General features: G+C 70.4%; 11 protein-coding genes. 5 read left to right on the top strand and 6 right to left on the bottom strand.

From position 1 onward, the window contains the following. Positions 1-66: 66 nt before the first annotated feature. Positions 67-1,455 carry a replicative DNA helicase gene (gene dnaB, locus Q9R19_RS09480; protein WP_311256140.1) on the bottom strand — a complete coding sequence of 463 codons (1,389 nt, stop codon included), beginning with the start codon at positions 1,453-1,455 and terminating at the stop codon, positions 67-69. Between the two features lie 496 nt (positions 1,456-1,951). Between dnaB and Q9R19_RS09475 the strand changes: the two genes are divergently transcribed. The 3 genes from Q9R19_RS09475 (at position 1,952) to Q9R19_RS09465 (ending at position 6,641) form a co-directional block, all read left to right on the top strand. Further along, on the top strand, positions 1,952-3,115 hold the full coding sequence (locus Q9R19_RS09475; RefSeq protein ID WP_311256139.1) for a hypothetical protein: 1,164 nt from the start codon (positions 1,952-1,954) through the stop codon (positions 3,113-3,115). Positions 3,116-3,620: 505 nt separating this feature from the next. Then, positions 3,621-4,892, top strand: coding sequence for a hypothetical protein (locus tag Q9R19_RS09470; protein ID WP_311256138.1), 1,272 nt, complete (start codon positions 3,621-3,623; stop codon positions 4,890-4,892). Positions 4,893-4,979: 87 nt separating this feature from the next. After that, positions 4,980-6,641, top strand: coding sequence for a chaplin family protein (locus Q9R19_RS09465; RefSeq protein WP_311256137.1), 1,662 nt, complete (start codon positions 4,980-4,982; stop codon positions 6,639-6,641). Positions 6,642-6,822: 181 nt separating this feature from the next. Here Q9R19_RS09465 and rplI read toward each other — a convergent pair whose 3' ends face one another. From rplI to rpsF, 4 genes are all read right to left on the bottom strand, one after another. Further along, a complete protein-coding gene (rplI, locus tag Q9R19_RS09460) occupies positions 6,823-7,275 on the bottom strand; it encodes a 50S ribosomal protein L9 (protein ID WP_311256136.1) in 453 nt (150 codons plus the stop codon). An 11-nt stretch (positions 7,276-7,286) separates the two neighbouring features. Then, positions 7,287-7,541 (bottom strand): 30S ribosomal protein S18, encoded by a 255-nt coding sequence (gene rpsR / locus Q9R19_RS09455; protein WP_071641238.1) that lies wholly within the window; start codon positions 7,539-7,541, stop codon positions 7,287-7,289. A gap of 114 nt (positions 7,542-7,655) precedes the next feature. Continuing rightward, a complete protein-coding gene (locus Q9R19_RS09450) occupies positions 7,656-8,168 on the bottom strand; it encodes a single-stranded DNA-binding protein (RefSeq protein ID WP_311256135.1) in 513 nt (170 codons plus the stop codon). Positions 8,169-8,173: 5 nt separating this feature from the next. Further along, positions 8,174-8,542 carry a 30S ribosomal protein S6 gene (gene rpsF / locus Q9R19_RS09445; RefSeq protein WP_311256134.1) on the bottom strand — a complete coding sequence of 123 codons (369 nt, stop codon included), beginning with the start codon at positions 8,540-8,542 and terminating at the stop codon, positions 8,174-8,176. Positions 8,543-8,698: 156 nt separating this feature from the next. Here rpsF and Q9R19_RS09440 point away from each other — a divergent pair, with 156 nt between their 5' ends. Both Q9R19_RS09440 and Q9R19_RS09435 read left to right on the top strand, forming a co-directional pair. Then, positions 8,699-9,703 carry a hypothetical protein gene (locus tag Q9R19_RS09440; RefSeq protein ID WP_311256133.1) on the top strand — a complete coding sequence of 335 codons (1,005 nt, stop codon included), beginning with the start codon at positions 8,699-8,701 and terminating at the stop codon, positions 9,701-9,703. Further along, complete coding sequence (locus Q9R19_RS09435; protein ID WP_311256132.1) at positions 9,700-10,899, top strand: hypothetical protein; 1,200 nt, start codon at positions 9,700-9,702, stop codon at positions 10,897-10,899. The genes Q9R19_RS09440 and Q9R19_RS09435 overlap by 4 nt, the downstream gene beginning before the upstream one ends. A 108-nt stretch (positions 10,900-11,007) precedes the next feature. Here Q9R19_RS09435 and Q9R19_RS09430 read toward each other — a convergent pair whose 3' ends face one another. Next, complete coding sequence (locus tag Q9R19_RS09430) at positions 11,008-12,738, bottom strand: ABC transporter ATP-binding protein (RefSeq protein WP_311256529.1); 1,731 nt, start codon at positions 12,736-12,738, stop codon at positions 11,008-11,010. Positions 12,739-12,740: the final 2 nt, after the last annotated feature.

Below are 12,740 nucleotides of genomic sequence, written 5' to 3'. Positions count from 1 at the left end.
CTCGATGCTATGCCGATCACGGCCGGGGAATCATCTTGCCGGCGTGGTGACCGCGGTGAGCGGGACTCAGTTGAAGCCGCCGCCGCCGCCGAAGTCGCCGGGCGCCATGTCCTTGAAGCGGGAGTAGTGACCCTGGAAGGCGACGGTGATGGTGGCGGTGGGGCCGTTGCGGTGCTTGGCGACGATCAGGTCGGCCTCGCCGGGGCGGATGTCCTTGTCGTAGGCCGCTTCGCGGTGCAGCAGGATCACCATGTCGGCATCCTGCTCGATCGATCCCGACTCGCGCAGGTCGCTGATCGCCGGCTTCTTGTCGGAACGCTGCTCGGCGCCACGGTTCAGCTGGCTCAGCGCGATCACCGGCACCTGCAGCTCCTTGGCGAGCAGCTTGAGCGCACGCGAGAACTCCGAGACCTCCTGCTGACGCGACTCCACGCGCTTTCCGCTGGTCATCAGCTGCAGGTAGTCGATGACCACCATCTTCAACCCGGCGCGCTGCTTGAGGCGCCGACACTTGGCGCGGATCTCCACGAGGGTCATGTTCGGACTGTCGTCGATGTACAGCGGGGCGTCGTTGATGCGCCCTCGGGTCGCCGCGACCGTGGTCCAGTCGCGCGGGTCGAGCGTTCCCTTGCGCATGTTCTGCAGCGGGATCGCTCCCTCGGCGCTGAGCAGGCGCATCGCGATCTCGCTCTTGCCCATCTCGAGGGAGAAGAAGATCGACGGCTCGTTGTGGGATATGGAAGCAGCCCTAGCAAAATCCAGAGCCAGCGTCGATTTGCCCATAGCCGGCCTGGCGGCCACGACGATCATCTGGCCGCCGTGCAGGCCGTTGGTCAGCTCGTCGAGTTCGCGGAAGCCGGTCGGGATGCCCGTGAGAGAGCCATCGCGGCCATTGGCGGCCTCGATCTCCTCGACGGCCGCATCCACGGCGATCGTGAGTGGCACGTAATCTTCGGCGGTCTCGGACCCGGTGACCGAGTAGATCTCGGCCTGAGCGTTGTTGACGATGTCGGTGGCGTCACCCTCGCCGGAGTAGCCCAGCTGCACGATGCGGGTGCCGGCATCGACCAGGCGCCGCAGAATCGCTCGCTCCGAGACGATGCTCGCGTAGTAGCCGGCGTTGGCCGCCGTGGGCACGATCGAGGTGAGCGTGTGCAGGTAATCGGCGCCGCCGGCCCGGCCCAGCTCGCCGGTCTTGATCAGCTCGTCGGTGACCGCCACCACATCCGTGGGCTCGCCGTGCGAGTACAGCGACAGGATCGCCTCGAAGATGAGCTCGTGCTTGGGCACGTAGAAATCGGCGCCCTTGAGGCTCTCGATCACATCGGCGACGGCGTCCTTCGAGAGCAGCATGCCGCCCAGCGCGCTCTGCTCGGCGAGCAGGTCGTGCGGAGGGGTCCGCTCGGCGGGGCGTGAACCGCCCAGACGCTCGTCAGAGATATCCGCGATCGACAACCCGTGCTCCTCCTCCGTCGCGCGGTTGAAGCCCTGACGCGACCCACGACCGGAGGCTGTCTCCGTTCGCTGAACCCAGCGAATCACGAGCCTCGGACATCCGGTCTCCCCCAAGGTAGAAGCCGCGTTATCCCCATGCAACAGGCCCTGTGGATAACTATGTGGAGAGGGTGCGGACAACTCGGGAGTGTCTGTGCAGAACGGCTGTGGACAACTCGGTGGAGAGTACGAATCCTGACCCCATAAACGCCGCTGGACCTGGTGTTTCTGTATTCACACCCCTGTGGATGGGATTCGACCTCAAGCGAAGATTTAAGGTTTGCCGCCGTCGGCGCACGTGTGCAGAACCTGGGGAAAGTCAAGTCCGAATCGTGGCCGCGTCCCACCTCTGTGCGCGCCCCGCCCTCATGTGGACATCCGGCCGCGCACAGGGTATCGTCACAGCGATCGTCCGGCGCGTGATGCTGCTCGCCGCACGATCTGGGGAAGGAAGTCCGTGCGGTTCGCATCTGCCGATCACCGCAGCGCCCGGATGTGGTTGCTGTGCGGGTTCGGCATGCTCGTCTGGGCCGTGCTCACGGTGCTCTTCAGCGGAGCGGCGGCGCACGCCGACTCCGACGCGCACCGGCCCGCCGGATCGCACTCATCGCACGCCACGAGCGCGCATGCCTCGTCGGGCCACGCGGATGCCGCCAAGCGAGCGTCACAGAAGGCCCAGCACGAGACGCGCACCCCCGGGGCTGTCCCGGCCACGACGCGCTCCCACCAGAAGCCACGCGAACGTGCCCAGCAGCACCTGCCGGAGCGCACCGAACGGGCCGCCGCGAGCGCCCGGCACCGCGCCGCTCCGGCGCAGAAGACGAGCCACCCCAGCGCGATCGCACGCACCACGGCTCAGGTGAAGGCGGCGGCCGCGCAGCACAGCACCGCGCCGGCCCGGGAGCACAGCCGTGCGGCCGTCCGCGAGCAAGGCCGCTCCACCGCGGCGTCGCACTCCGCCTCCGTCGCCACCCAGCTGCTCCGCGTCGTGCGGAACGAGACGCGCAGCCATCCCGCGCACGCCGGCGCCCACCGTCACGCGTTCGCCCACCAGCACGCGTTCAGCCACCAGCGCGCGGTCAGCCACCAGCGCGCGTTCAGCCACCAGCGCGCATTCGCCCGCCAGGACTCGCATCGCCCGACCGACCGCGCTCATCGCGGTGAGCACCGCGGTCACGGCTGGAAGCACCACGACCACGACTGGAAGCATGCGTCGCACGCGCGCACGGCCTCCGCTGCCTTCACGCACGACAGGGCGCAGCACGCGGCATCCGATGACGCCACTGCTCCCCGCGCGCAGCAGCGCGCCGTCGGCATCCCGGCGACTGTCGTGAAGCCGACGGCGATGGCACTGCCGACGCAGACCGTCGTAGCGCCGCCTGCTGCGGGCGCACCCGATGACTCGAGCACCGGGCACCTCATCCTGCTGCCGCAGCAGCTGCATCCCGCGTCGCCGGACGCGGCCTCCTCGGGGGCCGGTTCGGGAGGTAGCGGCGGGATGCTGCCCGGTGAGGTGGTGCTGAACGGCTGGCGCGATGAGGTCCTGCTAGCCACAGCGCGACCCGATCACGAGATCGCGCCCTCGGGCCCGGCGGAGAGCACAGACGTCTCCCCCGACTGACTCGATGAGTTCGGCGCCACTGACGGCGGCCACTCATCGCGGCGGTGCACAGCCGACCGCGCACGTGCGCTCACGCGCATCCGCAATCGAGTTCGAGTTCGGTCAGGAGACCTGATCATGCGCTTCACCGCGCCACCCCGCGCCCTCGGCGACGAAAGCCCGACGCCCACGGCCTGATGACTTCCGTCGGCCTCATGTCGTCTTCGGGGGAAGACGACGCTCCGACGGATCGGATGCCGAAGCGCGCATCGTGACGACTCCCAGCGTCCCGCGCGCGCAGGCGTCCCTGCGGCATCGTGGGGATCCCCTCCCTCACGGTTCCGCACTCCGAGCGGTCTCCGGCCCTTCCTGCGCCGGCCGCTCGAGGCGGGTGCCTCTCTCCCTCAAGGGAGGCACCCGCCCTTCCTTCCGCCTGCACGTGCCCTGGACACGGCCGTGCCGAAGGAGTAGGTTCGCAAGCAAGGCGGAACACGCCCGGACGTGAGCTTTCTGAGGGGGAGGCAGCGTGCACGATGAAGTGATCCCACGCCGTGCCACGGCAGTGCTCCTCTGGGGCGCGCTCGCGGTGCTCGGCTGGGCGCTTCTGAGCCTGTTCTCATCTGCGGGCACGGCGCACGCCGACGACCAGTCTGACTCGCCGCTCTCCTCGCTCACGCAGTTGGTCAAGACGACGGTGGCTCCCGTCACGGATGCCGTCAAGCCCGTCACCGAGATCACGAAGACGGTGGCGGATGCCGCGAAGACCGTGACGGATGCTGTCGAGCCCGCCACGGAGGCGCTCAAGCCCGTGACCACGACCCTGAAGCCCATCACGGATGCCGTCAAGCCCGTCACCAAGGTCGTCACGCCGGTCACGGATGCCGCGAAGCCGATCGTGCGCGATGTGCGCGAGGTCGCAGGGAACGTGGTCGCGCCCGTGGCGAAGGCCGTCGCCGATCCTGTCGCGCAGGTGGTTCCCCGGGTCGTCGGCAGCGTGACCGAGACGGTCGCCGCCGTGCCGGTGGTGGGCGCGCCGGTCGCGAAGGTGCTCGACGATGCATCCGACCTGGTGCAGCCGGTGACGACCCCGATCACGGACGTGCTGCAGAACGATCCGGTGTCCGCGATCGTGGATCCCGTGCTCGACATCGTGGAGACAGTCCCCGTGGTCGGAGAGGTCGTCGACGACCTGGATGTCCCCGGCATCCTCGACAGCGTCACCGGCACCGTCGACGACACGACGGGAACCATCGGCGACACCGTGTCGCAGACTGTGCCGCCGCTCGTCGACGCGATCTCACCGAGCATTCCGGCCGCCCCGGGAACTCCGGGCGCGACGCCCGGCCCCAGCCCTGCGCCGGACCTCGTGCCTGGCGCCGCAGCCGATCCGCAGAGTGATCCTGCCGCCGCAGGCGAGTCCGAAGCCGCCACAGACACTGCATCCGTCACCGCGACGGCGTCGGCGATGGATGCTGAAGACGCAGCGTCCGCGTCGATCGCGGCATTCCTGCGGGCGTCCGCGGCGCTGCAGACGGTCACCACGGCATCCGCCGCCGCATCGCCCGGATCCGAGGCGCCCGCTGCTCCCGGCGATCCGGGAGGCCCGCTGCCGGACGCGGCGCTCATCCCGGCGCCGGCATCCACGACCACGGGGTCGGGGCACGATTCCCCCGGCGCGCACGCCACCCCGAACACCCCACTTCACGTCTCGCATCTCGCTTCCGGGCTCGCCGGCCCGTGGGGCGACGATGCGCTCCCGCCGTCGCCAGCGGCGGCATCCGACGTCTCCCCTGACTGACCTCGGTCTGCGTCGCCTCGCACGACGACACGATCGCGCTGCCCGGCAGCGCTTCCACAGACCACGCATTCAGTCAGGAGCTGCATCATGCACACGTTCATCAAGCGCGCCCTGTGGGGCACGCTCATCGCCGGCGGGGTCACCCTGCTCGGCGCGACGGCCGCCAACGCGGCCGAGACCGGAGGCGACGGCGGAGCCGCCTCCGGAACCCAGGTGGTCGCACCGATCTCGGCGCCGATCACCATCGCCGGCAACGCACTGTCGCTGCTGGGCACCTCCTCCGCCCAGGCACCGGCGACTCCCGCCGGGACGACGCAGCAGGCCCCCGCCGCGCACACGTCCGGCACGGACGGCGCCGCCAGTGGAACGCAGGCGGTCGTCACGGTGAACGCGCCGGTCACCGTGAAGGATGTCGCGCTCGGCATCCTCGGCAAGGCCAAGACGCAGGCGGCTGCGGCCCCGGCGCCCGAGGCCGCGACGAAGGCCGCGCCGGCACCCGCACCCGCACCCCCGGTGCAGACGTCGGGGGTCGACGGACTGCTCGCAGGCACCCAGGCTCTGCTCGCGGTGAACGCGCCGGTGACGGTGGCGGACAACGCGATCGCGGTGCTCGGCGACAGCGCGTCGGCGAGTTCCGCGGCGGCGCCGGCACCGGCGGCATCCGACGCCGACGCATCCACCGCGACGTCCGCCAGCACGTCAGGCGACGACTCCGCGGCGAGCGGAACACAGGTCGTCGCGCCCGTGACCGCGCCCGTGAACGTCGCGGGCAACGCCATCGGTGTGCTCGGCGACGCCGACAGCTCCACGAGCACGGCATCCACCGGCTCGAGCACGGCGTCCGCGCCCGCTCCGGCTGCGACGACGGACGGCGCCGACGCGCTGGCCGGCGGCACTCAGGTGGTCGCACCCGTCACCGCACCGGTGTCGGCCACGGGGAACGCCATCGGTGTGCTCGGCGACGCCACGGTGGACAGCAGTGGCGGGACGGTCATGGGCGCGATGCCCACCGCATCCGGCACCGACGCGACCACCGGCGGCTCTGACGGGCTGCTGAGCGGGTCGCAGGTGGTGGCGCCCGTCACCGCGCCGGTCACGGCCACCGGCAATGCCGTCGGCCTGGTCGGGGACGCCGCCGTCACCGGCTCCACGGGCTCGGCCTCGGCGGGCACCGTGCCGAGCACGCTTCCCCTCGGAATCGTGACCGACGGCGTGGGCTCGCTGCTGGGCGGTACGCAGGTGGCTGCACCGGTCGCTCTGCCGATCACGATCGGCGGCAACGCGATCGGAATCGTCGGCGACGCGACCGTCACCGACCCCGCACCCGGCACCGATCCTGGAACCGACCCCGGAACGGACCCCGGCACCGACCCGGGAACCGACCCCGGCACCGACCCCGGGACTGACCCCGGGACCGATCCGGGCACTGACCCGGGAACCGACCCCGGGACTGACCCCGGAACCGACCCCGGAACCGACCCCGGGACTGACCCCGGGACCGATCCGGGCACCGATCCGGGAACCGACCCCGGGACTGACCCCGGCACCGACCCCGGCACCGACCCCGGCACCACACCGGTGATCAACCAGGACACCCCGCGTCCGAGCACGCAGGCACACGCGGCGACGACGGGCGGTGACATGCTCGCCTCGACCGGAGGGACGGGCGGCGCACCACTGCTCGCCGCGCTCGCGCTCCTGCTGCTGGGCGCCGGGTTCGGGCTGCTGCGCCGCTCCCACGCGGCGTGAGCAGCAGCGATCGGCCGTGAAGGCCGTTCGCACACCGGCGGGCCGCGGGCAGCGTCCGCCCGGCGGGCGCCCGTAGACGGGAGGAACGGGCGCCCGCATCACCCCAGAGAAGAAGGATGCCCCGCTCTCCGAGGAGAACGGGGCATCCTTCGACGGGTTCAGCGCCCGTCGGGGTCACGCATCACTTCGCGGCGACCACCTGAAGGGTGATCACTGCGGTGACGTCGTCGTGCAGGCGAACGGTCGCCTCGTGCTCGCCGGTCGACTTGATCGGCGCGGCGAAGTGCACCTTGCGCTTGTCGATCGAGCCGATGCCCGCAGCCGCGACCGCGTCAGCCACGTCAGCGGTCTTCACCGAGCCGAACAGACGGCCTTCGCCGCCGGCCTTGACCGTCAGGCGCACCTTGTTGGCCTCCAGCTTGGCCTTGAGGTCGTTGGCCTCGTCCAGGTCGTGGATCTGGCGCGCCTTGCGAGCGGCCTGGATCGACTCGACCTGCTTGGCACCGCCACGGGTCCACGCCGTAGCGAAGCCCTGGGGGATGAGGTAGTTGCGGGCGTACCCGTTCTTGACCTCGACCACGTCACCGGCGCTTCCGAGCCCGGCGACCTCGTTCGTGAGAATCAGCTTTGCCATGTCGGTACCCCTCAGCGGCCAGCGCCGGCGTAGGGCAGGAGAGCCATCTCGCGAGCGTTCTTGATCGCCTTGGCGATCAGACGCTGCTCCTGCACGGAGACACCGGTGATACGACGGGCGCGGATCTTGCCGCGCTCCGAGATGAACTTGCGAAGCGTCGCGACATCCTTGTAGTCGATGACGCCCACGCGGATCGACTTCGCGGGAGCGGTGGGCTTGCCACCCTTCCGCGGCTTGCGGCGATCGCCGCTCGACTTTCCAGCCATGAGTTTTCCTTAGTAAGAAGAATGAATATTGGGTTTCGACTCGGGCTAGCGCCCTCGCTCAACCTTGAGTCGATCTCGCGTCAAGGTCGCTGCGCGACCGTGACCCGAGCCGACTCAGAACGGGGTGTCGTCGCCGAAGCTGCCGGGCGTGCTCCAGGCGTCAGCGCTCGACGAACCGGGCGTCGACCACGGCTCCTCCGAGACCTGCTGCTGCGGACGGGACTGCTGCCCGCCGCCCTGGAAGTTTCCGCCACCGCCGTTGGATGCGGCCCGCGTGACCTGTGCCGTCGCGTAGCGCAGCGACGGACCGATCTCGTCAACCTCCAGCTCGATGGCTGTGCGGTTGTTGCCCTCGCGGTCCTGGTAGGAGCGCTGACGCAGGCGGCCCTGCGCGATGACGCGCATGCCCTTGGTCAGCGAACCCGCCACGTGCTCGGCGAACTCCCGCCACACCGATGCGCGGAGGAACAGCGCTTCGCCGTCCTTCCACTCGTTGGCCTGACGGTCGAACGTGCGCGGGGTCGATGCGATGGTGAAGTTCGCCACGGGCAGGCCATTCTGCGTGTACCGCAGCTCGGGATCCGCCGTGAGGTTGCCCACCACGGTGATGACGGTTTCGCCGGCCATGATGCTTACGCCTTCGCTGCCGTCTTGAGCTTGCGGGCGGCCTTCTCGGCGGCGCGCTTGGCCTCGGCTGCGACCATGGCCTGAGCCTCTTCGGCGCGCAGGACCTTGGTGCGGAAGACGAGCTCGCTCAGCTTCAGCTGACGGTCGAGCTCCTGGGTGGCCTCGCTCGTCGCGGTGAAGTTGACGACGGCGTAGATGCCCTCGTTCTTCTTGTTGATCTCATAGGCGAAACGGCGCTTGCCCCACACGTCGACGTTGTCGATCGAGCCACCATCGTTGGTGATGACCTTCAGGAACTTGTCGAGGTTGGGGGCAACCTGGCGCTCGTCCAGCTCGGGGGTCAGAATGACCATGAGCTCGTACTGGTGCGTCACTTACCCACCTCCTTCGGACTAGAACGGCTCCCGGGACTTTCCCGGAAGCAGGAGGGTGTGTTGCGCGTTCTCTTCCCGGTTGCTGAGCTTGTCGAAGCATCCGCCCGGGCAGACAACCACAGCAGTCTACCGGATCGGAGCGGGTAGCGTTGACGCATGGAGTGGATCGCCGACCCGTCCCCGGGTGACTGGCTGCGCGAGCGGCTGGACGACGAGTACGCGACCATGCACTGCGTCGTGCCGCGCAGGTTCCCGGCGTACGCGCGGGTGTTCCACCCGGCATCCGTCCGTTCGCTGCCGGGACGCGCCGTGCCCACCCGTGCCGAGTACGAGCGGATGTCGCAGGCGGAGCACGCCGCGTTGTACGGAGCGTTCATCGACGAGCCGACCACCTGGTCCCGCACCGCCGACGCGTTCGGCACGCGCCTGCATCCGCTGGCTCAGTGGCAGAGTCTGGTGCGCACGCCCTCCGGCGAGGACTGGCGCGACCGCCACGCACCCGACGGCCGCGAGTTCAGTTCGCCCGAGGAGGGGGCGATGCCGCCCGAGCTGCTCGCGGCGGTCGCCAGGCACCTGGTCGCGCACACCGGCACCCCGGATGCCGGGTTCGCCGCGCTCTGGGAGGGCCGGGGCGGTCTGCTCGGGCACGTCGGCCCCACACCGTCGCGCACGTTCTTCGGGTGGCGCGACGGCGAGGCCTGGTCGGAGGGAGCGGATGCCGAGCCCGATCCCCGCCACCAGGAGATGCTGCAGCGCAGCATCCACCATCCCTTCGAGGACGCCTTCCGAAAGCCGACCTGGCAGCCCGGCATCCTCTCGCGCGAGATCTCGGAGGGCCCGCGGCTGCAGCTGCCCGGCCGCGACCACGTGCTGTTCTCGGCGCCGACGCGCGCGTTCGCCGATCCGGGGTGGATCCTGCACGCGCCGTGGCGCGACGTGGTGGCCGAGGAGCACGGGTTCGCGCCGTCGGCGCAGCATCCGAGCCTGATCTGGCCCGAGGATCGCGCCTGGGTGGTGGTGAGCGAGATCGACTACGACTCGACCATCGTCGGCGGGTCCGCCGACCTGATCCGCGCGATCTGCGACGACCCCGCCATCGAGGCGCTGCCCGTGCCCGAGAACGCCGACCTGACCTGGACCGCCGACGAGGTGAATCGATGACCAACCCGCCACCGCCGCAGACCTACCCGTTCGACACGCGCCCGCTCACGGCGCCGGTGGATCCGCGTGCGGTCAACGAGTTCTGGCGCGGCATCCGTTCCCGCTTCAGCACGCCCACCGGCACGATCATCGCGTGGGTGATCACGGGCATCGTCGGGGCGATGTTCATCGTTCCGCTGTTCGGAGTCGTCGCCTTCGGCCTGGCCGGCGGCCACGCCGGCTTCGCACTGATCCCCCTGGTGGTCATCGCCCTGGTCGCAGGCGTCGGCGTGCCGGTCGGCATCGCGACGATGCGACGCCGGCGCACGGACGCCTACCGGATCGCCCAGTTCGCAGGCGCGAACGGCATGGTCTACGAGCATCAAGTCGACAATCCTCCGCTGCCCGGCATGATCTTCAACAACGGCGACAGCCGGCAGGCCAGCTCGCTGGTGCGCGGCTACTCCCCGCGGTTCGTGGAGTTCGCCAACTACCGGTACACGACCGGCTCGGGCAAGAACCGCAGCACCCACCACTGGGGGTACGTCGCGGTCAAGCTCGACGTGCCGCTGCCGAACATCGTGCTCGACGCATTGGGCAACAACACACTGGGCAGCAATCTGCCCGCGCGCTTCTCCCGCGACCAGCGGCTCTCGCTCGAGGGCGACTTCGACCGGTACTTCTCGCTGTACTGCCCGCGCGGGTACGAGGCGGACGCCCTGTACCTGTTCACCCCCGACATCATGGCGCGCTTCATCGACCACGCCGCCCAGCTGGATGTCGAGATCGTGGACGACTGGATGTTCCTGTACATGCAGCGGTCGGCGTCGACCACGGATGCCGCGACCTGGGCGTGGCTGTTCGGCACGGTCGGGGCACTGATGACGAAGTTCGACCAGTGGGCGCGCTGGCGCGACGACCGGCTGCGCGCCGCACAGGCATCCGCTCCTGCGCTGCAACCCGGAATGCCTGCGCCGACTCCCACGACCGGGCCCCTGAGCCCGTCGACGGGCGCCGTCCCGCAGCAGAGCGGCGCCGGACCGCTGCCCTTCGCCCCGCCCGCGGGGATGCTCGCCCCGCCCCCGGGTGTCGCCCTGCAGGGGCGCCGGCTCAAGAGGGGCGTCTCGTGGGTGACGATCGTGATCATCGCGGTCGTGGTGGGCTTCATGGTGCTGCCGCAGCTGCTGGGCGTGCTGGGCTTCGTCTTCTTCCGCTGACGCCGGATGCTCAGGGCGTCGCGCGCGCGAGCCCGAACTCGGCGCCGCGGCCCGGCCCGACCCGACCCGGGCGGATGCCGGAGGAGCGGATGCCGGAGGAGCGGCCCGCTAGTGCCGCCGGACCGCCTCCCACTGGGCACGTCGCTCGGCCTGCGCCACGGGATCGGGCACCGGCAGCGCCGCCAGCAGCTCGCGAGTGTAGGGATCACGGGGATCGCCGAGCACCTGGGCGGTGGTGCCCTGCTCCTTGATCCGGCCCTGCTGCAGCACGATGATCCGGTCCGAGACCGCGTCGATCACCGCCAGGTCGTGGCTGATGAACAGCGACGCGAAGCCCAGCTCGGCCTGCAGCTGCACGAACAGCTCCAGCACCGTCGCCTGCACCGAGACGTCCAGCGCGCTGGTCGGCTCGTCGGCGATCAGCAGCCTGGGGTCCAGCGCGAGCGCGCGGGCCAGCGAGGCGCGCTGGCGCTGACCGCCGGAGAGCTCGTGCGGATAGCGGTCGCCGAAGTTCGCGGGCAGCCGCACCGCGTCGAGCAGCTCGTTCACCCGCGGGCGGGCCGCCTGCAGGCCGGATGCCCGCCCGTGCACGATCAGCGGCTCGGCGATGCACTCGGCGATCGACAGCAGCGGATTGAAGCTGGTCGCCGGATCCTGGAACACGAATCCGATCTGCGGGCGCAGCGGCGTGAGCGTTCGGCTCTTCACGCCCCGCATCTCCTGACCCAGCACCGTCAGCGAGCCGCCCAGCACCGTGGTCAGGCCCACGACCGCGCGTCCGATGGTGGTCTTGCCCGAGCCGGACTCGCCGACCAGACCGACCACCTCGCCGGGACCGACGTGGAAGTCGACGCCCTTCACCGCCACCACCGCGTTGCGGCCGAACCGGCCCGGGTAGCCGATCTCGGCGCCGGATGCCACGATCAGCGAGCCGTCGGGAGCGGCAGGAGCGGTGCGCGGCGTTTCGTCTCGCTGCGCCCGCTCAGCGATCGGGGCGGAGGTACCAGTCGCCGTCGCGGCGGGAGCGGATGCCGACTTGCCCTGGCCCACGTGCGGCACCGCCGCCAGCAGCTTGCGCGTGTACTCCTCGCGCGGGCTCGCGAACAGCTCGCGCACCGGCGCCTGCTCCACGATGTCTCCCTGGTACATCACCACCACGCGGTCGGCGAGATCGGCGACCACGCCCATGTTGTGCGTGATCAGCACGATGGTCGCACCGAACTCGTCGCGGCAGATGCGCAGCAGCTGCAGGATCTCGGCCTGCACCGTCACGTCGAGCGCGGTGGTCGGCTCATCGGCGATGATCAGCCCGGCATCCAGCACCAGCGCCATCGCGATGACGATGCGCTGCTTCTGCCCGCCGGAGAACTGGTGCGGGTAGTCGTCCACGCGGTGCTCTGGATCGGGAATGCCCACCCGCCGCATGATGTCGATCGCGCGCTCTCGGGCCGCTTTGCGCGACACCTTCGCGTGCGCCCGCAGCCCCTCGGCGATCTGCCAGCCCACGGTGTAGACCGGGTTCAGCGCCGTGGACGGCTCCTGGAACACCATCGCGGCGTCGCGGCCGCGCATCGCGCGCAGCTGCGCGTGCCCGGCGTGCACGATGTCGGTCTCGTCGCCCTGGCGGCCGCGCACGATCACGGCGCCCGACGTGGTCGCGGTCTCGGGCAGCAGTCCGAGCAGCGTGTTCGCGGTGACGGTCTTGCCCGAGCCGGACTCCCCGACGATGGCGAGCACCTCGCCCGCGTGCGCGGACAGCGAGATGCCCTTGACCGCCTCGACCGGCTCGTCGTCGGTCGCGAACGTCACCCGCAGATCGCGGACCTCGGCCACCGGCATCC

It is taken from the genome of Microbacterium sp. ARD32, assembly GCF_031844385.1.
GTDB lineage: Bacteria > Actinomycetota > Actinomycetes > Actinomycetales > Microbacteriaceae > Microbacterium.
Note: the sequence above shows the minus strand (reverse complement) of the source record. Positions and strands in the feature narration are given on the sequence as shown.